The following is a 23,344-nucleotide window of genomic DNA, read 5'->3' as shown; positions in this document are numbered from 1 at the left end:
CGGGCCGGGCACGCGGTGGCGAAGCGCCGCGCGCCGGTGCGCGACCGACCGGAAAACGAACCAAGAGACGGCACTGAGAAAGTAAGCAGGGGGCTCGTCAATGAACCGAACAGTGGATGCGCCGGAGAGCAGGGACACCGAAGTGCGCCGAGAAACGGAAGAGACTGCCGCGGAAACCACCGCGCCGCAGGAGGATTCGGCCGCCCGCCCGGAATCGGCGCGCGAACGGCTGGACTCGATGATCGACCGGATGGACGCGGTCATCGACGAGTACGACGCGGAACGGAGCGAGAACGCCGAGGCGCGTGCCGATTCCGGGCACGGCCGCGGCGGGCGCGGTCCCGGCCGTGAAGTCGGCACCCGCGAAGCGGCCACCCGGCCGGGCAGACGACGATCGTGGGACGGCGGATTCACCTTGCGGCGCGGCGGTGTGGTCACCGCCGGCCGCGGGGCGATGGGATGGTGACGGCGCGGCGCGGGGCCGCCGCGCTGCTGGCCGGTGTGCTCACGGTGGGTGCGCTCACCTCTTGCGCCGGCAAGAACCAGGTGCCGTCCATCGGCTACGGCGTGGACGCGGTGATCGCCAGCTACAACGGCGGCAGCGCGCTCGGCGCGAACGGCGGTGCGGCCGCGGTGTTCTCGCGGGTGCTGACCGGGTTCTTCTACACCGGGCCCGACGGGCAGCCCGTCGCCGACACCGACACCGGCACCGCCAAGGAGGTGCCGGGCGAGGCGCAGACCATCCAGTACCGGTTGAATCCGGACGGGGTGTACTCCGACGGGGCGCCCACCGCGTGCGACGACCTGGTGCTGACCTGGGCCGCGCGCAGCGGCCGGTTCACCAAGGCCGGTCCGGGCGGGCCGGTGCCCATGTTCGAGGCCGCGAGCACCTCCGGGTACAGCGATATCGAGCGGGTGGACTGCCAGCCCGGGTCCAAGGACGCCACCGTGGTGTTCCGGCCGGGCCGCAAGTACGTGAACTGGAAGACGCTGTTCACCGCCGCCGAGCTGATGCCCGCGCACGTGGTCGCGACCGCGGTGAAGGCGCCGAATGTGGTGGCGCCCTTGCAATCCGGTGATCAGGCCACGGTGGAGAAGATCGCCGAGTTCTGGAACAACGGCTGGAAGCTCACCCCGGGCAAGATCGATCCGTCGGTGCTGCCGTCCTCGGGTCCGTACCGCGTCGAATCCTTCTCCGACAAGGACGGCCTGGTGCTGGTGAAGAACGAGCGCTGGTGGGGCAATGCCGCCAAGACGCCGCGCATCGTGGTGTGGCCCAAGAACTTCGATCTGAAGTCCAAGATCGAGTCCAAGTCGGTGGGCGTCATCGACATCGGCGCGGGCTCCTTCGGCGATATCGGGCTCGGCGGGTTCTCGAAGGAGAATCAGCCCGGCCGCGGTGCGGAACAGCTGGTGCTCGCCACCGGCGGGGTGTTCGGATCGGTCGACGCCCGCCGCGCGTTCGCGCTGTGCGTGCCGCGGCAGGCGCTGTTCGACAAGCTCGGGCATCCGGGATACACGGTCAAATCCGGGCTCGGCTCGGGACCGCTGAACTCGCGCGTCCAGCAGCAGGATTCGATCTACTATCCGGCCACCACCGGCGCGGCCGACCGCTACAAGGGCGGCGACGCGGGGGCGGCGAGCCAGGCGGCGCAGTCCTCCGGGCTCAAGGGCCAGACCGTGCGCATCGGCTATGTGAAGCCCGATGAGCGCCGGGCCGCGACCGTGGCGATGATCACCGAATCGTGCCAGGCCGCCGGCATCACCGTGGTGGACGCGGGCGCGCCCGATTTCACCGCGGCGCAGCTCACCGAGGGCAAGGTGGACGCGGTGCTGGCCGGAACGGCGTCCATGCCGGGTCCGTCGGGTTCGCTGACCGGTAACGAGGCCACCGCCGCGCTGCGCACCGGACAGGGACTGAATTTCGGTCGTTTCGGTAACGGCCGCTACGATGCCATCGCGGATCAGCTTGCGGCCGAGCAGGACTCGGGCACGACGCTGAACCTTTTGACCGAGCAGGAGAACCTGCTGTGGAGCGAGATGCCGTCCGTCCCGCTGTTCGCCGAACCGCGCACCGTCGCGTTCGGTGACGGCTTGAAGAACGGTGTCACGAGCCCCACCCGGGCGGGTGCGGGCTGGAATATGGATCGCTGGGTACTCGAGCGGTAATGGGCCGCGGCGGCGTGGTGACGAGGAGTGGGTGGAGATGAGCAAGCACGAATTGGTGGACTCGGCCGAGGCCGCCGGTGAGCGGACCGCGAAGGCGGCGCAGGCGGTCGAACGCCTGACCCGCTGGCACGACGACTTCCCGACCCCGGGAGTGCGTTTCGCCGATCTCACGCCCGTGTTCGCCGACGCGGAGGGCTTCCGCGCGGTGCTGGACTGCTTCGCGGCCTGCGCCCCCGACGCCGACCTGGTGGCGGGCGTGGACGCGCGCGGTTTCCTGCTCGGCGCGGGCGTCGCCGCCATCCTCGGCACCGGCGTCATCGCCGTCCGCAAGGCCGGCAAGCTGCCGCCGCCGGTCATCTCCCGCGAGTACACCCTCGAATACGGTTCCGCCGCACTCGAAATCCCCGCCGACGGCATCGACCTGAAGGGCCGCCGCGTGCTGCTCCTCGACGATGTCCTGGCCACCGGCGGCACCCTCGCCGCCGCGGCCGAGCTCTTCAAGGCCGCCGGCGCCGAAGTGGTGGCCGCGGCGGTCGTGCTCGAACTGGGCTTCCTGGGCGGCCGCGACCGCCAGGGCGACTACCCGCTCACCTCGGTCGTCAAGCTCTGACCTTCGCGCACCCGCGCCGCGTACCCACCGGGCGGCCGGCCTGACCTCCCGATTTGGCCGGATGACAAACCGCGGCCTGGATCACACCGAACGGTCCTGCTGTGAACGCTTGCCGTGCAGGCCGATTCGTTCGCCTTCACAATATGTGGGGTGAGTACCGCAGCAGGAGGTCCGACCTCACCGTTCACCGCGTTCCTCGGTGCGCACGTGAACGAGGTGGCGCGTGAGATGGTCGCCGCCATCCTCCAGGTCGCCCCGGAGTATCAGCAATTGCCCTACGGCGGGGTCGAGCAGGACGTGGTGCGGCGGGCCGAGGACAATCTGCGCCTGTTCCTGCGGCTGCTGGCGGAGGGGCGTGAACCCCGGCCCGCGGACCTCGAAGCCATGATCGAGGTCGCGGTTCGCCGTGCGCGCGAAGGCATCTCGCTCGAAACCGTGCTGGCGGTGTATCACCGCGGCGCGCTGGCCGCCTGGAACTATCTCGTCGCGGCCGCCCGCACCGATGCCGACCGGGACGAGCTGCTGGCCGCGGTGCCGCAGCTGCTGGGTTATCTCGGCGCGGTGGTGCCGGGCGTGGCCGCTTCCTACCTGCGTGAGCGCCAGGACCTGCACTGGGAACAGCGCGAGGTGAAACGCGCGCTGGCACTGGCCCTGCTGCAGGGCAAACCCGCCGAACTACTGGCCGAGCGATTCGGCCTCGCCCTGCACGGATTTCACGTCCTCGCACTGCGCGCCGGCCCGGAAGGACCCGAAGGCGTCCGCCCCGCGCTGCGCGTCATCCACGGTGAGCTCGAAGCGCTGTCCCCGCAAGCGCTGTCGGTGCTGGACCGCAATGGCGGCTGGGTGCTGCTGCCGCACAGCGAACCGGCCGCCCGCCTCGATACCGCGGTCGCCCGCATCGCCGCCGCCGCGAGCCTGCGCCTGGTCGCCGGAAGCGCCACCGCGGCAACCGTTGCGGAGATCCCGGCCCGCGCCGAGGAAGCCATCGAGATCGCCCGGCTGGCCTGGAACCTGAACCGCCCCACCGGCGTCTACCGCATGGCCGATCTCGCCCTGCAATACCAGTTCGCCCGCCCCGGCCCCGCCCGCGCCTGGCTGCTGGGCCTGCTGGAACCGCTGTCCGGCCAACCGCATCTGATGGACGCGCTGCGGGCCTACCTGGCGCACGACCACAATCGCGTGGCCGCCGCGGAGTCCCTGGTGGTCCACCGCAATACGCTGAATTACCGCCTGGGCCGCATCGCCACGCTGACCGGCTACGACCCGGGCCGTTCCGAGCACACTCCTCTGTTCGCCGCGGCACTCACCGCGCTGGACCTGTCGGCCGGCGACCCCTAGCGGGTCACCGGTAACCAGAGGATCGCCGCTGGTCAAGGGAGTGTCTGCATAGGTCGGTGCAGTGTTCGCCGTTCACGGAATTCCAGTTTTCTTCCGTGACCTGCCGGATTGCTCCGTCAGGGTTGGCCCGCAACCGTAGTCTCGGGTCTTCCCGTGGCGATACCATCGCCAGGCAGGCCTGGTCTTACATGGTTTCCAGCGGGCGAGTTTAAGGTCCCGACGCAACTCGCCGAGGACGCCAACGCTGCCAGATTCCGAGCAGCGTTCAGATCACGATCGAGCACGAGACCACAGGCCTCGCACCGGAACACGCGTTCTCCCAGCATCAGTTTGTTTTTCACTGTTTTGCAAGCAGAACATGTCTTGGAGCTCGGGTACCAGCGATCTGCTATCACCAGCACCACACCCCGCCAGTTGGTTTTGTACTCGACCTGGCGGCGTAACTGGCCGAAGGCGGTCGACCAGATCGCTTGGGCGAGCGACCGGTTGCGCAGCATTCCGGCAACGTTCAGGTCCTCGATCACGACCGTCCCATACATCCGGGTCAGGTGGGTGGTGAGCTTATGCAGGCCATCGGCGCGCATCGCAGTCACTCTCCGCTCGAGCCGGTTGGCCTTGTCGTTGGCCTTCTGCCAGCGATTGGAGGGTGGCGTACCCGTGCGTTGGTGGGGGCCTCGTCTTCGAGAACGCTTGCGCGCGAGTCGGCGGCGGAGTGCATGGGCCCTCTGATAGTGCTTCGGGTTGGGTATCACCTCTCCTGTCGACAGGACCGCAAGGCTCTTCACACCCACATCAACGCCAACAATGGCATCCGGGTGGACAGGCTTCGGATCTTCGCGACGTACTCGTACGCTGAAGGACACGTACCACCGGCGACCCCGGTAGGAGTAGGTGGCGGAGCCGATTTCGGCGGTGCCGTTACGAAGGCGTCGGGCGAGTTTGCGGGTTGATTCTGCGGTCCGTACGGTGCCGACGCGTGGGATCTTGACCCCATGTGAACCTTCACCGAGCCCGTAGCAACCGGTGGTTACAGTGTAAGACTGGTGTGAGTGCTTCTTTTTCGGTTGTGGCACACCCATTTTCGGACCGGAACGCTTGCCGCGCTTGGATGCGGAGTGGTTTGCGAAGGCGTCTGCCGCACGTGCAAGACCGCACGCGTAGGCCTCTTTGCTGTTCTCGCGCCACCAAGGCGCGACGTCATCCTTTTCCGCGTTCCATGCTTTGCGCAGGCTGTATGCGGACTTGTCGATCCATGGCGTGCGGTCTTCTTCAGGGATCCCGTAGGAGGCCTCCGCCTTGCGCTGGTTCCAGTTGGAGAGGACCTTGTGGCGGGCCCAGTTGAAGGCGAATCGCATACCCCCGCAATGCGACCGCAACGCCTGCTCCTGATCGAAGGTCGGTTCGAGTGCGAACCGGTAGGCCTGGCGCACCAGCCCGGCGGGGGGACGGCTCGAAGGCTTCGATTCGCTCATGTGTTCGAGCGTAGCTATTCGGTGGTGACACTCCAAACGTGAAAATCCCGACGCGCCAGGCGATTTGTCAACGGCTCAACCGCACCTCGCTGTAAGTCGCATCGCTCAACGCGCTGGATCTGTTGGGGCGGTGACCTCTAGCGAGCCACCACGCGTGCGATGAATCCGGTGACCAGTAGCCAGAAGATCGCGGCTAGCCCGTAGTTGACGACTATGTCCAAATCGCCGTTGCCGGTGTGAAACATGTTCGGGAAGAACACTGCCAGCGGCTCGGCGAACGATTTGATGAACGTGAACGCGCGATTGGTCTGATCGACGTCGAGCACGAGCATCACGATATAAACGCCCTCGGTAATGGCGAACACTGCACCGACCGCGCTGATGATGCGTGCGGCGTGTGCCTCATTTTGGGTGTGCGGAGGCATACGAGATATATGCCCCCTGTGTGCCCCCGGGAAACTGCGTCAGTAGCGCCCCACGATCCGTGCGATGAATCCGGTGACCACCAGCCAGAAAACTGCTGCCAGACCGTAATTTATGACGATGTCCAGGTCGCCGTTGCCGGTGTGGAACAGGCCTGGGAAGAAGAGGGCCAGGGGTTCGGCTAGGCCCTTGATGAAGGTGAAGAACCGGTTGGTCTGGTCGGCGTCGAACACCAGCATCAGGATGTAGATGCCCTCGATGAGGGCGAACAGGCCACCCACGGCGGTGATGATGCGCGCCGCGGTGCCCTCGTGGGTGCGGTAGAGATAAGGCATACCGTTCGGATGCCCGCTGTGCGCTGGTTGAAACGGTCCGCGCGGTCCGTGAAAGTGGATGTCGGACATGGCATGATGTCCCGGTGATCACCGCGGCGGCCGTGAGCGTCCGGGCGTGAAGCCCAAGGTCCTGATCGGGGCCGCCCTCGGCATCCCCTTGGCGCTGGTCGCCCTGCTGCTGGTGATCATCCTGCCCGCCACCGAGACCAGCTGCGGGCCGGGTACGCCGGCGGTGCCGAGCGCCACCACGGCCCGGACCGAACCCAATTGCGCCGCTACCGGACTCGCCGCCGAGAACGGGTTGCAGGACGGTGCGCTGCGGGCGCTGCGATGCGTGGTGGCGCGGTTCGGGACCATGGACGTGCGCGGGGTTGTCGCCGACGACGCCTACCCGGACCACCGGGAGGGGCGCGCGGTCGAGTTCATCGTGGGCGACGATGCGGCCAAGGGCGATTCCATCGTGGCGTTCCTGCAGGAGAACGCGGCCGCCTTCCGGATCGACTACGTGATCTGGAAGCAGCGCAGCTGGACGCCCGGCGCGGCCAGCGGGGCGCAGTGGAAGCCCCTGGCCGATCGCGGCGACGCGGCGCGCAATCACCTGGACCGGGTGCAGGTCACCATCCAGACCGCGGCCGCGGCCACCTCGGTGCCCGCGCAGGTCGACGTGTCGCTGGCCGCCATGCCGGGCACGGTGAACGAGGCCGGATCGCTCAGCGGTGCGGGCCGTCGCCAGTATCCTTTGGCCGCAGGCACTTTCACCATCTCCGATGTCTTCGGCGCGCGCGGCGGCGCCCACCTGGGCGTGGATATGGCCGCCCCGAACGGCACCCCCATCTACGCCGCCTCCGACGGCCTGGTGGTGGCGGCCGGTTCCGCGTCCGGATTCGGCGACTGGATCGTCATCGACTCCCTGGACCAGACCGGCAAACGGTATTCGACGGTGTACGGCCACATGTACGACAACGGGCTGTTCGTGAAGACCGGCGATATCGTCACCATGGGCCAGCACATCGCCGACGTCGGCTCCAACGGCGAATCCTCCGGCCCGCACCTGCATTTCGAACTGGTGCCCGGCGGGCGGCTCACCGGCGGCCATCAGGTCGATCCGATGGCCTGGCTGTCCGGCGCGAGCCTGCCCACCGCCACCACCCCCAACTGCGAGAACGGATTCGGCACCGCGGGCGGCAATCTCGCCTCCGGGAAGGTGCCCGCCGAACTCGAGATCTGGTACCGGCGCGCCGGGTCGCTGTGCCCGCAGATCAGCGCGTCGCTGCTGGCCGCGCAGGGGCAGGCCGAATCCGGTTTCCAGCGCGGGCTCACCTCGGCGGCGGGCGCGCAGGGCCTGGCGCAGTTCCTGCCCGGCACCGCGGCCGCGCTGGCCCCCGACGGACAGCCCTATGTCATCGACGCCGACGGCAACGGCAATGCCAGCGTGTGGGACGACGGGGACGCCATAATCGGCCAGGGCCGGTACATGTGCGCCATCGCCCAGACCGTGCAGGGCTGGATGCAGGAGGGCAAGGTCTCCGGCGATCTGACCGAGCTCACCATCGCCGCCTACAACGCGGGCGAGGGCGCGGTGCTGGCGTCGGGCGGTATGCCCAGCCAGTACTCGGCGCACTACACCGAGACCCGGCCCTACGTCGCCAAGATCATGGCGGCCGAGGCGAACTTCCGCAGCATGGGCAGCACCGGCCGCTTCACCGCCGACCCCAATGCCGCACTCGGCCCGCAGATCGCCGAGGCCGGACGCGAATGGGTCGGCACCGCATACGTTTTCGGCGGCGGCGGCACCGCCGGGCCCAGCAACGGCGGTTTCGACCAGCCCGGCCTGACCGCCGCCGCGGTCTTCGCGGGCAGCGGCGGCAAGATCAGCCTGCCGCCGACGGCCGAACAGCAGTGGGAGCAGGGCGTCGAGGTGGCCCTGCTCAAGGCGCAGGCCGGTGACCTGGTCTTCGGCGATTTCGGCACCCGCGGTCCGGCGACCGTCGGCATCTATCTGGGCAGCGGTCGCATGCTGTACGCCGAGCCCGGCGGCAAGGTGAAGGAATCGCCGTTGCAGAACGGCATGAAGGCGCGCCGGCTCACCCGGTGAGCCGGTCATGGAAATTTTCCCTTGCCCCGCCGCGTTGGCTCCGGATAACTTGGGACCGTTCCCATTCCCGTCCGATCGGAGTCCAGACGTTGATCTTCTGAGGTAGTCGCAGCCGTGGCCCGCATCTCGCGCGCCGCATTCTTGCCACTCACCTTCAGGAGGACTTATGTCTACGTCTGCTGTTTCCCTTTCCGACCTCACCTTCGCGTGGGCGGACGGCACCCCCGTTTTCGACGGTCTCGACGCCATGCTCGGACCCGGCCACATCGGCCTGGTCGGCAGCAACGGCGCGGGTAAATCCACCCTGTTGCGCCTGGTCACGGGCGAATTGATCCCGCAGCGCGGCTCGGTGACGGTGACCGGGCGACTGGGCTATCTGCGTCAGGACCTCGGCTTGGCCGCCGGGCAGCGGGTGGATCAGGTGCTCGGCATCGACGAGGTGCGAAACGCCTTGCACCGCATCGAATCCGGCACCGGCGGCGACACCGATTTCGAGATCGTCGGCGCCCGCTGGGATGTCGAGGAGCATGCGGTGGCCCTGCTCGGCCGTCTCGGATTGCCCTATGTGGCAAGCGATGTGCGGCAGCTCGATCGCCGGCTGGACACCCTGTCCGGTGGTGAGACCGTACTGCTGGGCCTGGTGGCGCAGCTGCTCACCGAACCCGATGTGCTGCTGCTGGACGAACCGACCAACAACCTCGATCGGTTCGCCCGCGCGCGGCTGTACGAGGTGATCGATCAGTTCACCGGCACCGTGCTGACCGTCAGCCACGACCGCGAACTCCTGGAACGCGTCACCACCGTGGCCGAACTGCGCGGTGGCGAGATCCGTTCGTTCGGCGGCAATTTCGGCGATTACGAACGCATCGTCGCAGCCGAGCAGGAGGCCGCGCGGGCCGCCGTCCGGGACGCGCGCGGCGATGTGCGCCGGCAGGCCCGGGAGCTGGTCGAGACGCGCATCAAACTCGATCGGCGGCTGCGGTACGGGCAGAAGATGTGGGATCGGAAACGCGAACCCAAGGTCGTCATGTCCGAACGCAAACGGCAGGCCCAGGTGTCGGCCGGAAAGCTGCGCAACAATCACATCGGCAAGCTCGAGGACGCTAAGGAACACCTGACCGAAGCGCAGGACCGATTGCGCGACGAGAAGGAGATCCGGGTCGAATTGCCGGACACCCGGGTGTATCCCGGCCAGGACGTGATCGACCTGGAGGCGGTGCGGCTGGCCTGCGGGCCGGAGGTGACGCTGAAAGTCAGCGGACCCGAACGCATCGCGCTCACCGGGCGCAACGGCATCGGCAAAACCACCCTGCTGCACCGGATCCGGGCGGAACGGCCGAAGGTGCCCTGGCGCATGCTCCCGCAGCGCCTCGACATCTTCGACGAGACCCGCACGGTATTCGAGAATGTCGCGGCCACCGCGCCGCACGCCTTGCCGGAACGGATCCGCGCCCAGCTGGCCCGGTTCCTCTTCCGCGGCGCCGACGCGGACGTGCTCGCCGGTGCGCTCTCCGGCGGCGAACGCTTGCGCGCGGCCCTGGCCATGCTGTTGCTGGCCGAGCCCGCGCCGAAGCTGCTGCTGCTGGACGAGCCCACCAACAATCTCGATCTGCCCAGCCTGCGGCACCTCACCGAGGCCCTGGCCGGCTTCCAGGGGGCATTGATCGTGGTCAGCCACGATCCGCGCTTCCTGGACGAGATCGGGGTCACCCGCCGCCTGGAACTCACCGCGGACGGGCTCACGGGATGAGGGGGTTGCGGGGACCGTGGGTGCGCGGTTCCCGCAAACCATTCTGAAGATCCGGAACGGTCGCCCGGCGGCCCGGGAACGATCCGGCCGCGATGCGGCCTCGAAAACGGCGCGGGACCGGGTATTGTTCATCGCTCCGGACCAGTTCGGACGGGCGACGATCACCGTCACGGTAGTTGTCCGATTCCAGGACTAAAGTGGGTGATCTGGGTGGTTGAACGGTCCGATAAGGTAGCTCCGATCGAGGCCGGGAGAGGTGGTGGCATGACACAGAATCTGGAGAAGGCGAACCCCGGGCAATCCGGGTCCGACGCGCCTTCGACGCCGCCTGCTCAGAATCAGGCGAACGGGGCCAACCGCAACGCCCCCGCCGCCGTCCCGACTTCCGCTTCCCGTCGCGTGCGCGCCCGCCTCGCCCGCCGCATGACCGGACAGCGCGGCATCGCCGCCGTCAAGCCGGTGCTCGAGCCCCTCGCGACCGTGCACCGCGAGCTGTACCCGAAGGCGAATCTCGCTCTGCTGCAACGGGCTTTCGACGTCGCCGACGAGAAGCACCAGCACCAGTTCCGCAAGTCCGGCGACCCGTACATCACCCATCCGCTCGCGGTGGCGAACATTCTCGCCGAACTCGGTATGGACACCACGACTTTGGTGGCGGCGCTGCTGCACGACACCGTCGAGGACACCGGGTACGCGCTCGAGGATCTGACCAACGAATTCGGTACCGAGGTCGCGCATCTCGTCGATGGCGTGACCAAGCTGGACAAGGTCAATCTGGGCGCGGCCGCCGAGGCCGAGACCATTCGCAAGATGATCATCGCCATGGCCCGCGACCCGCGCGTGCTGGTGATCAAGGTCGCCGACCGGCTGCACAATATGCGCACCATGCGCTTCCTGCCGCCGGAGAAGCAGGCCAAGAAGGCGCGTGAAACCCTCGAGGTCATCGCCCCGCTGGCGCATCGCCTGGGTATGGCGACCGTGAAGTGGGAGCTCGAGGACCTCGCGTTCGCGATCCTGCATCCCAAGAAGTACGACGAGATCGTGCGCCTGGTCGCCGACCGTGCGCCGTCCCGCGACACCTACCTGGCCAAGGTGCGGGCCGAGATCGTCAATACGCTCGCCGCCAGCCGCATCAACGCGGTGGTGGAAGGCCGCCCGAAGCACTACTGGTCGATCTACCAGAAGATGATCGTCAAGGGTAAGGACTTCGACGACATCCACGACCTGGTGGGCATTCGCATCCTGTGCGACGAGGTGCGGGACTGCTACGCGGCGGTCGGCGTGGTGCACTCGCTGTGGCAGCCGATGGCCGGGCGGTTCAAGGACTACATCGCCCAGCCCCGCTACGGCGTGTACCAGTCGCTGCACACCACGGTCGTGGGCCCGGACGGCAAGCCGCTGGAAGTGCAGATCCGCACCCAGGACATGCACCGCACCGCCGAGTTCGGCATCGCCGCGCACTGGCGGTACAAGGAGACCAAGGGCAAGCACTCCCAGGACTCCACCGAAGTCGACGATATGGCGTGGATGCGGCAGCTGCTGGACTGGCAGCGGGAAGCCGCGGACCCGGCCGAGTTCCTGGAGTCGCTGCGCTTCGACCTGAAGTCGCCGGAGATCTTCGTGTTCACGCCCAAGGGCGATGTGATCACGCTGCCGCAGAAGTCGACCCCGGTCGATTTCGCGTACGCCGTGCACACCGAGGTCGGGCATCGCTGCATCGGCGCGCGCGTCAACGGGCGGCTGGTGGCGCTGGAACGGCAGCTGGAGAACGGTGAGGTCGTCGAGATCTTCACCTCCAAGGCGCAGAACGCGGGACCTTCGCGGGACTGGTCCAACTTCGTGGTGTCGCCGCGCGCCAAGGCCAAGATCCGGCAGTGGTTCGCCAAGGAGCGCCGCGAGGAAGCCCTGGAAGCGGGCAAGGACGCCATCTCCAAGGAAGTGCGGCGTTCGGGTCTGCCGTTGCAGCGGCTGATGAGCGTGGACGCCATGAGCGCCCTCGCCCACGAACTGCACTACACCGACATCTCCGCGCTGTACGCGGCCGTCGGCGAGAACCAGGTCTCGGCGCACCATGTCGTGCAGCGCCTGATGGCGCAGCTCGGCGGCGTCGGCGATGTGGAAAACGAACTGGCCGAACGCAGTACGCCGTCCACCGTGCCCTCGCGTCAGCGCGGCACCGGGGACGCCGGCGTCGAGATCCCCGGTGCGCCGGGCACGGTCGCCAAGCTCGCCAAATGCTGCACCCCGGTGCCGGGCGACGAGATCATGGGTTTCGTCACCCGCGGCGGCGCGGTCAGCGTGCACCGCACCGACTGCACCAATGCCGGTTCGCTGCGCAGCGAACCGGAGCGCATCATCGAGGTGAAATGGGCGCCGTCGCCGTCGTCGGTGTTCCTGGTCGCCATCCAGATCGAGGCGCTGGACCGCACCCGCCTGCTGTCGGACGTGACCAAGGTGCTCGCGGACGAGAAGGTGAACATCCTGTCCGCCTCGGTCATGACTTCCGGTGACCGCGTGGCGATTTCGAAGTTCACCTTCGAGATGGGCGACCCCAAGCACCTGGGCCACCTGCTCAATGTGGTGCGCAATGTGGAAGGCGTCTACGACGTCTACCGGGTGACCTCGGCGGCCTGACCCCTATCCGGTCAGGACACGAGGCAGGCGGGACCGACCTTGGTGGCGGTCCCGGCCGTCACCGTGGTGGTGAACACGACGTCGGAGCCGAATTCCTGAGCTCTGAAGGTGTGCAGGCCCTTCCAGCTCGGGTACCAGGTGGTGGTGCCCTTGCCGGTGGCGTCGGTGACGACGCCGATGGGGTTGAACGACAGCCAGTAGCCGGTGCGCTCGTTGTTGTCGGTGTTCTCGTCCATGAGCGAGACCGAGGTGTTCGGCTTGGCGGTGACCGTCACTTTGTATTCGCAGCCGACGCCGTAGGAGCTGGCGCTGCCGAAACTCAGGCCGGGGGACAGGTCCACGCTGCTGATGGTGGCGCCGGCCTGCGGGGCGGCCAGGGTGACGGCGGTGGCGACGACGCCGAGCGCGGCGGCCGGGCCGAGGGTCTTGCTGAGGACTGACATGTCGGACGATCCCTTCTCACACGGTGATTCCTGCGTGGATGATCTACCCTCGAAGCCGGGACGTTACTCCTGCTAAACATGTCGGATTTATTTGGGCCGCTGCCGATTACGCCGCGCGGGCGGACGGCGGTGAGATGTTCCTTACGCGGTGCTAACCTTCGGTGACGTCGCGGAAACCGCCTCCTCCTAGCGTATACACGCATGTCGACAACTCTGGCTTCGCGAGCCGGCGGTTCGGGGGGCAGCCTGCGGGACGGGGTGTACACCGCGCTACGCGCCGAACTCATGAACGGGGAGATCAAGTTCGGGCAGCGGCTCACCGAGCCGAAACTCTGTGCGCGCTTCGGGATCTCGCGCACGCCGATCCGGGAAGCCCTGGCCATGCTCGCCACGGACGGGCTGCTGCGGCGTGAGGAATACGGGTTCAGTCCGGTGCGGCCGAGCATTCCGCTGATCCGGAATCTGTACGAGCTGCGGATCACCCTGGAACTGAGCGGGATTCAGCGCGCCATCGACAACCCGGCGGTGGTGCACGACCGCTCGATGCTGCTGGCGGAGCGGGACCGGTGGCTGCGGCTGCGCGCCGACCCGCCGCCGCAGGAACCGGGATTCGTGGTGGTGGACGAGGAATTCCATGTCGCACTGCTGGATTCCTCCGGCAACTCCGAGCTGACCCGGGCGCTCACGGCGGTCAATGCCCGCATCCGCCACGTGCGCATGTACGACTTCATGGTCAACAATCGCGTCGAGGTGACCATCGCCGAACATCTGGCGATCCTGGACGCGGTGCTGAACGGGGAACTGCCGCTCGCGTACGAACTGCTGCGGCGGCACATCGGCGAATCCCTGGACGTGGTGCTGGAGCGGGTGACCAGTGCGATCGTGGCGATGACGCTGGCGACCGAGCAGGAGTAGGGCGGGGTACGGCTTTTCGGGACGGCTGCCCCAATGATCTCTTAAGCCTTCGAGAAGGGCCGCCGGGCAATCTCCCCGGTAGCGACCGATTGCTTTCATCGGTCCGGTTTCCCGGGGGAGGGGCTCGAATGTCGGTGCTGTTCGGATCACTGTGCGTGATCCCGATGGTGTTGATCGTGATCCTGCTGGCGGTGGTCCTGCCCCTGCAGATCAAGGCCGAACAGGATCGGCTGGAACGGTTCTCGCGGTGGGCGGCGGCGCAGGGGTGGACCATGCGCAAGGCGCCCCACGCTCCGTGGACGGCTCGACTGCCGGGGCGCAGGCGGCGCGGGCTCGGGGTGACGTTCACCGCGCGCATCGACGGGCACTGGGTGACCGTCGCCGAATACTCCTACGAGACAACCGATTCCAGCGGGGAGAACACCACGACCACCAGGCATTGGTTCGTGGTCGTGCTGATCCAGCTCGATCGCGCGTATCCGGCCGTCGCGGTCGGGCCGCGTGGGGTGTTCTCGCAGTGGGGGCGCAGCCTGTTCGGGGACAAGCCGACCGCGACCGGCAATGAGTTGTTCGATGCGCGGTTCAAGATCACTGCCGCGGATCCGGTGGCGGCGAAGGCGGTGGTGACGCCGGCGGTGGTGCGGGCGTACCTCGGCGGTCCGTTGCCCGCGTGGAGTCTGGTGGGCAATGAGCTCCTCACCTATCGCAGAGTGTCCGGGAAGCTCACCGACCCGAACCAGGTTCCCGCGCACGCCGCGCCGCTGCTGCACATCGCGAATCTGCTGGGTCGCTGGTAATCGCTCCGCGCGGCGGTTCCGGCCGGTAGCCTGGGGTTAGCGCGGGGGCGAATCGTGGACATGCAGTGCCAACCGGCGGACCCCGTGTGCCGCATGTGGCCGGTCCGGTCCCATTCCGGGCTTCGGGCGGCGACACTCGTTGGGACCGGGAAAGATTCACGAGCATTCCGTGATTCGATGCCGGTTTGCTCCAAGCGTCGTGGGGCGGCTCGCCGGTTTGCATCAGTCGGGGAAATGCACCCCCGTCGTGGCTCCGCAGACTCCGGTCGTGACAGCACGCATCACTCGATGATGCAAGGTGTGGGCCGTTGGATACGTGCACGGCGCTCGGAGTACGAGACGGCCCGGAGGCTCGCGCTTCCGGGCCGTTGCCCATTTCCGGGCGTCAGCGCTCGAGCCAGTAGCGGTGCAGGCGGTCGGCCAGTTCGGCCGGGCGGCTGAGCATGACGCAATGGCTGCCGTCGATCTCGTCCGGTTCGATGCCGAGGCGGGCGCGCACCAGCGGGCGCATGAAGTCCGCGGGCAGGAAGCGGTCGTCGCGGCACAGCAGGAAACGGGTCGGGACGTCGGGCCAGGCGTCCAGGGGGATCGGCTGATCGCCGGTGTTCTCGTGTTGTTCGCGGCCGCGTGAGAGCGCTTCGGCGGCCAGGGCGGCGGGCACATCGTGCATGAACACGTCGATCACCTGCTCCTCGGTGTCCATCCGGATACCGAGGGCTTGGTGCCCGCTGGCCGCCCACCATTTGTCCGGCGCTTCGCCAGGGACCGGGATCATGGCCGTCAGCAGCACCAGCAGGTCCGTCTCGCGGCGGGCGCTCACCACCGGTGCGACCAGGCCGCCGAACGAATGTCCCACCACGACCACCTCGGTCCGGTCCCCGATCTCGGCGAGCACCGCGTCCGCGTACTCCGAGACGCCGGTCTCCGGATCCTCGATGGGCAGATCGACCGCGATGACCTCATGCCCGCGCGCCCGTAGTTCCGGCGCCACCAGATGCCAATCCCAGGAACTGCTGCCGCCCCCGTGAATCAGCACGAAGGTGGCCGGTTTGTTCTCACCCTGCTGTTCGCTCACGGTGAGCCTCCTCTCATCCGATTGCTCCCCAAGCGCTTTCGCCCCCGGAAACCCGCTGCCTGAACCCGATTGTGCCCGCACCCACCGACAGGTGGTCCCGCAAACCTGAGAGAACTGCAAGGAAACCCTCAGGCTCCCGCAAGTTTCCCGAGCCACCCTGGAATGGACATCCCCGAGTTGCGTGAGGTGCGAAATGGTCGAGCTGGAGGTCACCGGGAGCACGGTGACGGTGCATGTGGAAGGTATCCATCGAGTCCTGGCCCTCCACGAACACGTCACCTTCGACCTCGCCGACGTCACCCGGGTGTCGCTCGCTTCCGTCGACCTCCGCCCGCCGTGGGTCCGCGCACCCGGCACCTTCTTCCCCGGCGTGATCGCCGCCGGGATCTTCCGCGGCAAGGGCCGCAAGGAATTCTGGGACACCCGATTCGACGGCCACGCCATCCAGATCGACCTGGCCGGCGCCCCCGTCACCCGTCTGGTCGTCGACGTCCCCGACCCCCACACCGCACTGCGCACCCTCACGGCCGCCGCGGCGGCCTGAGGCCGGGGCTCAGCCGATTTCCTCGGCCAGTCCGACGATGATGCCCTCGGGGCCGCGCACGTAGCAGAGCCGGAAGATCTGTTCGTACTGCTCGATCGTACCGACCAGTTCGGCTCCGCGGGAACGCAATCGAGCCACTACCTCGTCGATATCGTCCACCGCGAACATGATTCGGCGTATGCCCAGGGTGTTCGCCGGCGCGTCCTTCGGCTCGGGCCGAACCGGTTGCGGCGCGTGGAACATGGCCAGCTCGATCTTGCCGTGCCCGTCCGGGGTGCGCAGCATGGCCACCTCCTGCCGAACATCGTCGACGCCGATGATGCGCTCCACCCACTGCCCCTCGACCGGCCCCCGATTCTCCAGCTCCATCCCGAGCTCGACGAAGAACCCGATCACGACGTCGAGGTCCTCGACCACGATGAGCACGTTGTCCATCCGCTGAATCGCCATGTTCGCATGTTAGGTGTGGTGCGGCGGTAGGCTCGGTGCATGGGCGGCGGTGCGAGGTCGGGCTCATGAGTGCGGGTGGAGGCGGTGACGCCGCGTTCACCGGGTCGATCGCCGAGATCTACGAGACCGTGCTGGTCCCGATGATCTTCGCGGAACCGGCCCGCGCGCTCGCGGCGGTGGTGGCGGCGGCATCCGGGGCCGACCTGTTGGAGACGGCCGCGGGCACTGGCGCCCTGACCCGGGAGCTGGCTCGAATCGGGCGTTTCGACATCGTCGCAACGGATTTGAACGAGCCGATGGTGCAAGCGGCAGACGGTCGTCCCGGGGTGGAGCGGGTGCGCTGGCAGGTGGCGGACGCACTGGAACTGCCTTTTCCCGATCGGTCCTTCGATGTGGTCGCCTGCCAGTTCGGGGCAATGTTCTTTCCGGACAAAGTGCGTGGCTTCCACGAGTCGCTGCGAGTCCTGCGCCCGGACGGCATGTTCGCGTTCAACGTATGGGACCGGATCGAGACCAACCCGGTAGCCATGGTCGTCACCGAGGCGCTCTGCGCGGCCGCCCCCGCCGAGCCACTGCATTTCATGCGCCGCACCCCACACGGATACTTCGACGCCGACCGGATTCGCGGCGAGCTGACGGAAGCCGGATTCGACCGGATCACCGCCGAATACCTGGAAGGCGTCAGCCGCACCACCGCCGAACTCGCCGCCCTCGCCTTCTGCCAGGGCACTCCGCTGCGCGGCGAGATCGAACGCCATTCCACCCTCGACCTGGACTCCGCGACCACGATCGCGCATCGGGAATTGGCCGCACGCTACGGGCCGGGAGAGTTCGAAGCGCCGACGCGCTGGCTACAGGTGACGGCCCGGCGGCCCGCCTGAACCGGCCGGCCGCATCGAGCGCCGAGGATCATGCCGGTTCGCGTTGTGCGGCAATGCGTTCCAGGAGCCGAGCGTGGGTGTCCGGGTCGGCCGCGGCCAGCAATCCGTGCGGTGCGGATTCGACGGGTCGCCCCGACAACCCGCTCACCGCGCATCCGGCCGCCCGGCACAGGGCGATGCCGGCGGTGAAGTGGACGTTGTCCGTCATGTCCCCGTCGGTGAGATAGGCGGCGCGGCGGCCGGCGGCCACCCAGGCCAGGGCCAGGGAGGTGGAGAGGACGCGGGGGTGGAATGCGGTGGTGAAGAGTTCGTCGTCGAGTAGCCGGGCCGGGCGGAACCAGTCTCGGTTCGGGCTCGGCGGATCCAGGTCGAGGTCGACCAGCCGGGTGCCGGACTTCGGGGAGAGCGGTCTGTCGGTTCCGCCGTGGCGGACGAATGCGCCCTGGCCCGAGGTCCAGAAGACCTCGGCCGCAAAGGGATCCGCGACGGCGGCGACGGTGATCTGGCCGGCGGTGCGGAGGGCGATGTTCACGGCCACCTGGGGCACACCGGCCGCGAAATTTCTGGTTCCGCACAGGGGGTCGATCAGCCAGGTTCGTTCGCTGCCGCTGGTGCCGGTGCTGCCGGACTCCTCGGCCAGGAAAAGGTCGGCGGGGCGGGCGGAGCCGATGATGGCGAGGATGGTCTGCTCGGCCGTCAGGTCGGCCTGGGTGGCGAAATCGTCGGCGTCCTTGGCGTAGTGGGTGAGGGGGCCGCCGAAGGCGGAGCGGATCACCTCGGAGGCGGCTTCGGCTGCGCGGATGGCGATTTCGGCATCGGTGTCGGGCACGGGGCGCACGTTACGGGACGCGGGTGAAGGGTGGGGTTTCGTTGCCGCACCCTGGGCGCGGGCGGGGAGGTGGGAGGCGGTTAGGCTTGCCCGTCCCCATTACCCCAGGAGAGTTCATGACGACGTTCGAGAATGTCACCGTCACCAAGAAGGCCAATGTCTACTTCGATGGGAAGTGCGTGTCGCACAACATCGAGCTGGCGGATGGGACGAGCAAGTCGGTCGGGGTCATCCTGCCGGCTACGTTGACGTTCAACACGGGGGCGCCGGAGATCATGGAGATCCTCGAGGGTGAGTGCAATGTGACGCTCGCGGGGGCGGACGCGGCTGTCACCTACAAGGGTGGCGAGTCGTTCTCGGTGCCGGGGAACAGCAGCTTCCAGATCGAGGTCGTCGAGCCGGTGCACTACGTGTGCCACTTCGGCTGAGCCGAACCAGCGCGTCGCGCCCGATCCCTGCAGGTCAGGGGTCGGGCGTTCGCGTTTCCGGGGGTCTCGGGGCGGCGCTGTGCTAGCTGGCCAGCGCGGTGCGGGTGGCGGAACGGATTGCGGTGGTGACCGTTTCGGGGGCCTCGAGCATGACCAGGTGACCGCAGGTGGGCAGGGTGATGGCGGACGCGGGGCGCAGGGCCTCGTTGAGGCGGGCGCCGGCCTTGGCGGACAGGATGCGGTTCTTCGCGCCCCAGATGGTGGTGATGGGCGGGAAGCCGGGCGCGGGGCGGAAATAGTCGAGCGTCGCCAGGTTCGGCAGGTCGCGGGCGATGGCCGCCGGGGGCAGCAGGCGGCGCGGTTCGGCCCAGCGGCTGCGCAGCGCGGCGAAGGTGGCCGGGTGCATATTGCGGCCCTGCGGACCGAGCTGTTCGCGGACCACCAGGCGCGCGGCGACCGCGGGCAGGCGAATGGCGGTGGCCAGCGCATCGACCTGCAGGTGCGCGAAGGTGCGTGCGGTCCAGCCGGTTTGGGTGGGGCGCAGGGTGGCGGCCGTCAGCGGGCTGCACAGCACCAGCGCACGAACATTGTCCGGATGCGCGCGGGTGTACAGGAGCGAGAGCGCACTGCCGAAACAATTGCCGACCAGCGTCACATCGCGCAACCCGTGCGCGGTGATGAACTCCGACAGCATGCCGATGTAATTGTCGACGGTGTACCCGCCGGTGGGAGTGTCGGAATCGCCGTACCCGAACAGGTCGATGGCGTACACGGTATTGGTCGCCGCCAACGCCTCGAACTGATTGGCCCAGATGCGCCGGTCGCCGCCGATATTGTGCAGGAACACGATCGGATCACCCGATCCCGCCTGGTCGTAGGCGACAGACACGCCGTGATAATCGAACACCGGCATCGGGCGCTCTCCTCGTTGAGTAGCGGTGCTGTACTGCGTCTTCCGACGAGGGCCGTCAGCACCGACATACCCCTCGCGCGGTTATCCAACCATGCTAGCTGGTACCGCACGTAACACAAGGTTTCGTTTCGAGCGCCCGAGCGCTGGTCAGTGGGCTGTTTCGATACTTTCCTCGCCGTCCCGAAGCCACGTTTTGAGAGCTTCCATACCCGAATCGCGATCTACGACCGGTCGGTATCCGAAGTCGCGGGTGGCCGCCGAAGTGTCGTAGGTGCCGGTGCGGGTCATCACCGCAACCGAGTAGCGCGACAGCGGCGGCGTCCAGCGTTCGGCCAGAAACGGTGCGCGCCTGAGGGTTTCGATCACCTCGACCACGACGTTGACCAAGCGCGGATCGAGTTTGCGGCTCGGTGGCCGATACCCGAGATCACCGGCGATCCGCGCCAGGAACCGCCACACATTCGTCTCCTCGGCATCGGCGATGAAATACGCCTTCCCGCCCACCTTCTCACCGGCCGCCGCCAGCACGCAGGCCTCGACGATGTTCTCGACATGGCACAGCGACGCGTACACCTCCCGCCCGAAGGACAGATCCGGCAGCGTCCCCGCGGCGGCGCGATCGAGTAGCCGCACGATCGGCCCGGACCGATCCCCGGCGCCCCAGATGGCGCGCGGCCGCAGCGCACAGGTGGTGAACTCGCCGTCGTCGGCCTTGAGCACGAGCCGTTCGGCCGCCGCCTTCGTCTCGCAATAGTGATTCAAATACCGCTCCGGATACGGAACGGTCTCGTCGACGCGCACCTGATCCCCGCCGTCGCGATCCATCAGCGCGCTCGGACTGGACACGAACACGAACCGCCGCGCCCCGCCCGCCTTGGCCGCGCCGAGCAGCCGCGCGGTGGCCGCCACGTTCTCCGCCCAGAACTGCTCCCGGGTCCCGCGCTCGTCCACCCGCGCCGCGCTGTGGAACACGATGTCCACGCCGGTGACCGCCCGGCCGAGCGATTCGGCATCGGCGAGATCGCCGTGGATCACCTCGACCCGGTCCAGTACGGACGCCAGATCGCGCAGATTGCTGGTGCGCCGCACCAGAATCGCCACCTCGTAGGCGCCGTCGCGCACCAGCCGCCGCGTCAGCGCGCCCCCGAGGAATCCGGACGCACCGGTCACCAATGCCTTCACCGCGCCTCCTGTAGTTGCTTGCGCTCCGAGCCGGCCGGGAGTTCCCGCGCCCGGCTCGCCGCTTCGTCCACCGCCATGCGCACCGCGATCTGCACCACTGCGGCCAGCCCGCTCACCGCCACCAGCCGGCCGAACACCGGAATCGCCCGTGCCACCAGGACTTTCATGCCCTTCCCCCTAATCGCCGAGCTGCCGGGCCGCCCACACCGTGAGCTTCTCGCGCCCGATCTTGGCGTTGTGGCGGATATCGACCGGGAACTTCGGATGGAACAGGAACCGCTCGACCGCCGCCGCGACCTCGAATTCGTCACGCCGCCTGGCCAATTGCGCCTCCACTCCCGCCCGGTCGGCGCCGGCTTCCAGCTCCACGCACAGCACCGGCCGCTGCGCCCCGCGCTCGCCCACCCCGACCAGCGCGGTCCGCGCCACCCCCGGCACGGTATTGAACACCTGCTCGACCTGCACCGTGAACATGGGCCCGGCGACGGTCTCCACCCGCTGACTCTTGCGCCCGCAGAACCGGATTCGCCCCTCCTCGTCGATCCACGCCAGATCGCCGGTGCGATGCCACACCCGCTCCCCGTCGCGGATCTTCCCCGCCGCATTGGCCGCCTCCGGCCAGAAGTACCGGGTGCTCACGTTCGGCCCCGCCACCACCAGCTCGCCGATCCCGCGCGAGACCGCCAGCTGCGCCTCGCGCGCCTCGACCTCGGCCCAGGTGGGCAACTCTTCATCGGTGACGGCGATGATCCGCGCCCGAACGTGCAGCGCCGGCCGCCCCACGCACACCCCCTTGCCGCGATGCGCCTGCTCCACCAGATCGCCCAGCAGTTCCCGCGATTCGATGGTCGCCATCGGCAGCGCCTCGGTGGCCCCGTACCCGGAGTACACCCTCGCCTCCTCCGGCAGCACCTTGCGCAGCCCCGCGATGCACCAGTCCGGCACCGGCGCCCCACCGGAGTACACGCTCTGCAGGGTGGGCAGTCCGGCCCCGGTCTCCTCGAGATGCCGCAGCAGCGGAATCAGCACGGCGGGCGAGGCGAACATGGTCTTGACCTCGTACCGCGCGCAGGCGTCCACCACGTGCGCCGGATCGGTCGCCCCGACCTTGGACGGAATCAACGGCGGTATGACGCAACGGGATCCGAGCAGCAGTTCCAGGATCCCGGCCACCGGCGCGGTGATGAGCGAGGTTCCCGGCGGCACGTGCTCGCGCGCCGCGTCCACCTGATCGATCATGGCGCTGAGGTTGCCGTGGGTGAGCACGACGGCTTTGGCCGGTCCGGTGCTGCCGGTGGTGTAGGCGATGAGCAGCGGATCGTCGTCCGGCGCGGGCGCCCGATCCGGCAGGGCGGCAGTGGGTTCGCGCCCCCAGCTCTCCAAAGTCGGTCCCCGCCAGAAGCATCGGCCCACGGTCACCGAGACCCGCACCTTGCGGAAGTAGGACCGGAACACGATCCGCACCGCCTGCGCTTCCGAAACCCCCACGAACGCTTCGGCATCGGCGGCCTGCAGGCAGCGCAGCATCTTGAACAGCCCCATGCCCGGGTCGATCACCACCGGCACCGAACCGATCTTGAACAGCCCGTACAGCACCGCGTACAGCTCGGGCCCGGGTTTGACCAGCACGATGGTCCGCATGCCCCGGGTCACCCCGGCTGCGGTGAAGTTCTCGGCGATGGCGTCCGACCAGGCGTCGAGCTCGGCGTAGCTGATCTCGCTGTAGACCGGCAGGCCGGCGCCGTCGCGGCCGGTGGCGTGGATGACCGCCTCCCGATCCGGATGGTCGGCGACGACGGCGGCGAAGCGGTCCAGGGCACGCCAATAGGTTGCGGTAACGGTCACGACATCACCTCGATGGAATTCGAGCGCACGGAAATTCGAACCACTTTCGTTATCGCGAGTCCGGATTTGGCAGAAGAATATTTCGACACACGTCCCCCTGGAAATGTGAGGAATGCGATGAGCGGTACCGGGAGGTTACCGCACCCTCCGCCCGGCCGCCACCGCTGATTGCGGATAACGCATTGCCGTGCAATGGTTTTGGTGTGAATCGGGGTA

23 protein-coding genes are annotated in these 23,344 nt (G+C 68.0%); 12 read left to right on the top strand and 11 right to left on the bottom strand.

The features are described from left to right. The first annotated feature begins 142 nt into the window (after positions 1 to 142). The 4 genes from NY1_RS39200 (at position 143) to NY1_RS39185 (ending at position 4,117) form a co-directional block, all read left to right on the top strand. Positions 143 to 466: a hypothetical protein gene (locus NY1_RS39200; RefSeq protein ID WP_157762774.1), complete on the top strand. Its 324-nt coding sequence runs from the start codon at positions 143 to 145 to the stop codon at positions 464 to 466. Beyond that, positions 460 to 2,169, top strand: coding sequence for an ABC transporter substrate-binding protein (locus NY1_RS39195; protein WP_067722694.1), 1,710 nt, complete (start codon positions 460 to 462; stop codon positions 2,167 to 2,169). The genes NY1_RS39200 and NY1_RS39195 overlap by 7 nt, the downstream gene beginning before the upstream one ends. A gap of 37 nt (positions 2,170 to 2,206) precedes the next feature. After that, positions 2,207 to 2,779: an adenine phosphoribosyltransferase gene (locus tag NY1_RS39190; protein WP_084536215.1), complete on the top strand. Its 573-nt coding sequence runs from the start codon at positions 2,207 to 2,209 to the stop codon at positions 2,777 to 2,779. Between the two features lie 150 nt (positions 2,780 to 2,929). Next, the gene (locus tag NY1_RS39185) at positions 2,930 to 4,117 is read left to right on the top strand and encodes a PucR family transcriptional regulator (RefSeq protein ID WP_157762773.1); all 1,188 of its coding nucleotides are present in this window, start codon (positions 2,930 to 2,932) and stop codon (positions 4,115 to 4,117) included. Positions 4,118 to 4,233: 116 nt separating this feature from the next. Here NY1_RS39185 and tnpB read toward each other — a convergent pair whose 3' ends face one another. The 3 genes from tnpB to NY1_RS39175 all read right to left on the bottom strand — a co-directional run bounded on the left by tnpB (position 4,234) and on the right by NY1_RS39175 (position 6,347). Further along, positions 4,234 to 5,589 carry an IS607 family element RNA-guided endonuclease TnpB gene (gene tnpB, locus NY1_RS42460; protein ID WP_084536209.1) on the bottom strand — a complete coding sequence of 452 codons (1,356 nt, stop codon included), beginning with the start codon at positions 5,587 to 5,589 and terminating at the stop codon, positions 4,234 to 4,236. Positions 5,590 to 5,726: 137 nt separating this feature from the next. Further along, positions 5,727 to 6,014 carry a hypothetical protein gene (locus NY1_RS39180; protein ID WP_067722689.1) on the bottom strand — a complete coding sequence of 96 codons (288 nt, stop codon included), beginning with the start codon at positions 6,012 to 6,014 and terminating at the stop codon, positions 5,727 to 5,729. Positions 6,015 to 6,053: 39 nt separating this feature from the next. Continuing rightward, on the bottom strand, positions 6,054 to 6,347 hold the full coding sequence (locus NY1_RS39175) for a hypothetical protein (RefSeq protein WP_067722687.1): 294 nt from the start codon (positions 6,345 to 6,347) through the stop codon (positions 6,054 to 6,056). 115 nt (positions 6,348 to 6,462) lie between these two features. On the opposite strand from NY1_RS39175, the gene NY1_RS39170 reads away from it, so the two are divergent. The 3 genes from NY1_RS39170 to NY1_RS39155 all read left to right on the top strand — a co-directional run bounded on the left by NY1_RS39170 (position 6,463) and on the right by NY1_RS39155 (position 12,826). Further along, positions 6,463 to 8,442, top strand: coding sequence for a peptidoglycan DD-metalloendopeptidase family protein (locus tag NY1_RS39170; protein WP_233434682.1), 1,980 nt, complete (start codon positions 6,463 to 6,465; stop codon positions 8,440 to 8,442). 166 nt (positions 8,443 to 8,608) lie between these two features. Continuing rightward, positions 8,609 to 10,192: an ABC-F family ATP-binding cassette domain-containing protein gene (locus NY1_RS39165; protein ID WP_067722685.1), complete on the top strand. Its 1,584-nt coding sequence runs from the start codon at positions 8,609 to 8,611 to the stop codon at positions 10,190 to 10,192. A gap of 264 nt (positions 10,193 to 10,456) precedes the next feature. Further along, positions 10,457 to 12,826, top strand: coding sequence for a RelA/SpoT family protein (locus NY1_RS39155; RefSeq protein ID WP_067722681.1), 2,370 nt, complete (start codon positions 10,457 to 10,459; stop codon positions 12,824 to 12,826). Positions 12,827 to 12,837: 11 nt separating this feature from the next. Here the strand turns inward: NY1_RS39155 and NY1_RS39150 are convergent, their stop codons facing one another. Beyond that, the gene (locus tag NY1_RS39150; RefSeq protein WP_067722679.1) at positions 12,838 to 13,269 is read right to left on the bottom strand and encodes a hypothetical protein; all 432 of its coding nucleotides are present in this window, start codon (positions 13,267 to 13,269) and stop codon (positions 12,838 to 12,840) included. A gap of 201 nt (positions 13,270 to 13,470) precedes the next feature. Here NY1_RS39150 and NY1_RS39145 point away from each other — a divergent pair, with 201 nt between their 5' ends. Together NY1_RS39145 and NY1_RS39140 are read left to right on the top strand one after the other, a co-directional pair. Further along, positions 13,471 to 14,184, top strand: a complete 714-nt coding sequence (locus NY1_RS39145; RefSeq protein WP_067722677.1) for a GntR family transcriptional regulator — start codon at positions 13,471 to 13,473, stop codon at positions 14,182 to 14,184. 128 nt (positions 14,185 to 14,312) lie between these two features. After that, complete coding sequence (locus tag NY1_RS39140; protein WP_067722675.1) at positions 14,313 to 14,981, top strand: hypothetical protein; 669 nt, start codon at positions 14,313 to 14,315, stop codon at positions 14,979 to 14,981. Positions 14,982 to 15,366: 385 nt separating this feature from the next. Here the strand turns inward: NY1_RS39140 and NY1_RS39135 are convergent, their stop codons facing one another. Further along, complete coding sequence (locus NY1_RS39135; protein ID WP_067722673.1) at positions 15,367 to 16,056, bottom strand: alpha/beta fold hydrolase; 690 nt, start codon at positions 16,054 to 16,056, stop codon at positions 15,367 to 15,369. A gap of 193 nt (positions 16,057 to 16,249) precedes the next feature. Between NY1_RS39135 and NY1_RS39130 the strand changes: the two genes are divergently transcribed. Then, on the top strand, positions 16,250 to 16,600 hold the full coding sequence (locus NY1_RS39130) for a hypothetical protein (RefSeq protein WP_067722672.1): 351 nt from the start codon (positions 16,250 to 16,252) through the stop codon (positions 16,598 to 16,600). A gap of 9 nt (positions 16,601 to 16,609) precedes the next feature. Here the strand turns inward: NY1_RS39130 and NY1_RS39125 are convergent, their stop codons facing one another. Continuing rightward, positions 16,610 to 17,050, bottom strand: coding sequence for a VOC family protein (locus tag NY1_RS39125; RefSeq protein WP_084536206.1), 441 nt, complete (start codon positions 17,048 to 17,050; stop codon positions 16,610 to 16,612). Between the two features lie 65 nt (positions 17,051 to 17,115). Between NY1_RS39125 and NY1_RS39120 the strand changes: the two genes are divergently transcribed. Further along, positions 17,116 to 17,931: a class I SAM-dependent methyltransferase gene (locus NY1_RS39120; RefSeq protein WP_067722668.1), complete on the top strand. Its 816-nt coding sequence runs from the start codon at positions 17,116 to 17,118 to the stop codon at positions 17,929 to 17,931. Positions 17,932 to 17,959: 28 nt separating this feature from the next. Here the strand turns inward: NY1_RS39120 and NY1_RS39115 are convergent, their stop codons facing one another. Next, entirely contained in the window at positions 17,960 to 18,760 is an 801-nt protein-coding gene (locus tag NY1_RS39115; RefSeq protein ID WP_067722710.1) for an inositol monophosphatase family protein, read from the bottom strand. A 116-nt stretch (positions 18,761 to 18,876) separates the two neighbouring features. Here NY1_RS39115 and ppnP point away from each other — a divergent pair, with 116 nt between their 5' ends. Further along, positions 18,877 to 19,188: a pyrimidine/purine nucleoside phosphorylase gene (ppnP, locus tag NY1_RS39110; RefSeq protein WP_067722666.1), complete on the top strand. Its 312-nt coding sequence runs from the start codon at positions 18,877 to 18,879 to the stop codon at positions 19,186 to 19,188. Between the two features lie 82 nt (positions 19,189 to 19,270). On the opposite strand, the gene NY1_RS39105 is transcribed toward ppnP, so the two are convergent. The 4 genes from NY1_RS39105 to NY1_RS39095 form a co-directional block, all read right to left on the bottom strand. Next, positions 19,271 to 20,101, bottom strand: a complete 831-nt coding sequence (locus NY1_RS39105) for an alpha/beta fold hydrolase (protein ID WP_067722664.1) — start codon at positions 20,099 to 20,101, stop codon at positions 19,271 to 19,273. A 147-nt stretch (positions 20,102 to 20,248) separates the two neighbouring features. Further along, on the bottom strand, positions 20,249 to 21,283 hold the full coding sequence (locus tag NY1_RS39100; RefSeq protein ID WP_067722662.1) for an NAD-dependent epimerase/dehydratase family protein: 1,035 nt from the start codon (positions 21,281 to 21,283) through the stop codon (positions 20,249 to 20,251). Then, positions 21,280 to 21,450: a hypothetical protein gene (locus NY1_RS43455; protein ID WP_157762772.1), complete on the bottom strand. Its 171-nt coding sequence runs from the start codon at positions 21,448 to 21,450 to the stop codon at positions 21,280 to 21,282. Before NY1_RS43455 ends, NY1_RS39100 begins: the two co-directional genes overlap by 4 nt. A gap of 10 nt (positions 21,451 to 21,460) precedes the next feature. Further along, entirely contained in the window at positions 21,461 to 23,128 is a 1,668-nt protein-coding gene (locus NY1_RS39095) for a fatty acid CoA ligase family protein (protein WP_084536204.1), read from the bottom strand. Between the last annotated feature and the right edge of the window lie 216 nt (positions 23,129 to 23,344).

The sequence above is a fragment of the Nocardia yamanashiensis NBRC 100130 genome (assembly GCF_001613325.1).
In the GTDB taxonomy this organism is placed as follows: Bacteria; Actinomycetota; Actinomycetes; order Mycobacteriales; family Mycobacteriaceae; genus Nocardia; species Nocardia yamanashiensis.
This window is presented reverse-complemented; position numbering and strand designations above follow the sequence as displayed.

Coding starts and splice junctions, on each gene's coding strand:
- NY1_RS39195 (WP_067722694.1), top strand. CDS start 460: ATGGTGACGGCGCGGCGCGGGGCCGCCGCGCTGCTGGCCGGTGTGCTC.
- NY1_RS39190 (WP_084536215.1), top strand. CDS start 2,207: ATGAGCAAGCACGAATTGGTGGACTCGGCCGAGGCCGCCGGTGAGCGG.
- tnpB (WP_084536209.1), bottom strand. CDS start 5,589: ATGAGCGAATCGAAGCCTTCGAGCCGTCCCCCCGCCGGGCTGGTGCGC.
- NY1_RS39180 (WP_067722689.1), bottom strand. CDS start 6,014: ATGCCTCCGCACACCCAAAATGAGGCACACGCCGCACGCATCATCAGC.
- NY1_RS39175 (WP_067722687.1), bottom strand. CDS start 6,347: ATGCCTTATCTCTACCGCACCCACGAGGGCACCGCGGCGCGCATCATC.
- NY1_RS39165 (WP_067722685.1), top strand. CDS start 8,609: ATGTCTACGTCTGCTGTTTCCCTTTCCGACCTCACCTTCGCGTGGGCG.
- NY1_RS39155 (WP_067722681.1), top strand. CDS start 10,457: ATGACACAGAATCTGGAGAAGGCGAACCCCGGGCAATCCGGGTCCGAC.
- NY1_RS39150 (WP_067722679.1), bottom strand. CDS start 13,269: ATGTCAGTCCTCAGCAAGACCCTCGGCCCGGCCGCCGCGCTCGGCGTC.
- NY1_RS39145 (WP_067722677.1), top strand. CDS start 13,471: ATGTCGACAACTCTGGCTTCGCGAGCCGGCGGTTCGGGGGGCAGCCTG.
- NY1_RS39140 (WP_067722675.1), top strand. CDS start 14,313: ATGTCGGTGCTGTTCGGATCACTGTGCGTGATCCCGATGGTGTTGATC.
- NY1_RS39130 (WP_067722672.1), top strand. CDS start 16,250: ATGGTCGAGCTGGAGGTCACCGGGAGCACGGTGACGGTGCATGTGGAA.
- NY1_RS39125 (WP_084536206.1), bottom strand. CDS start 17,050: ATGGCGATTCAGCGGATGGACAACGTGCTCATCGTGGTCGAGGACCTC.
- NY1_RS39120 (WP_067722668.1), top strand. CDS start 17,116: ATGAGTGCGGGTGGAGGCGGTGACGCCGCGTTCACCGGGTCGATCGCC.
- ppnP (WP_067722666.1), top strand. CDS start 18,877: ATGACGACGTTCGAGAATGTCACCGTCACCAAGAAGGCCAATGTCTAC.
- NY1_RS39105 (WP_067722664.1), bottom strand. CDS start 20,101: ATGCCGGTGTTCGATTATCACGGCGTGTCTGTCGCCTACGACCAGGCG.
- NY1_RS43455 (WP_157762772.1), bottom strand. CDS start 21,450: ATGAAAGTCCTGGTGGCACGGGCGATTCCGGTGTTCGGCCGGCTGGTG.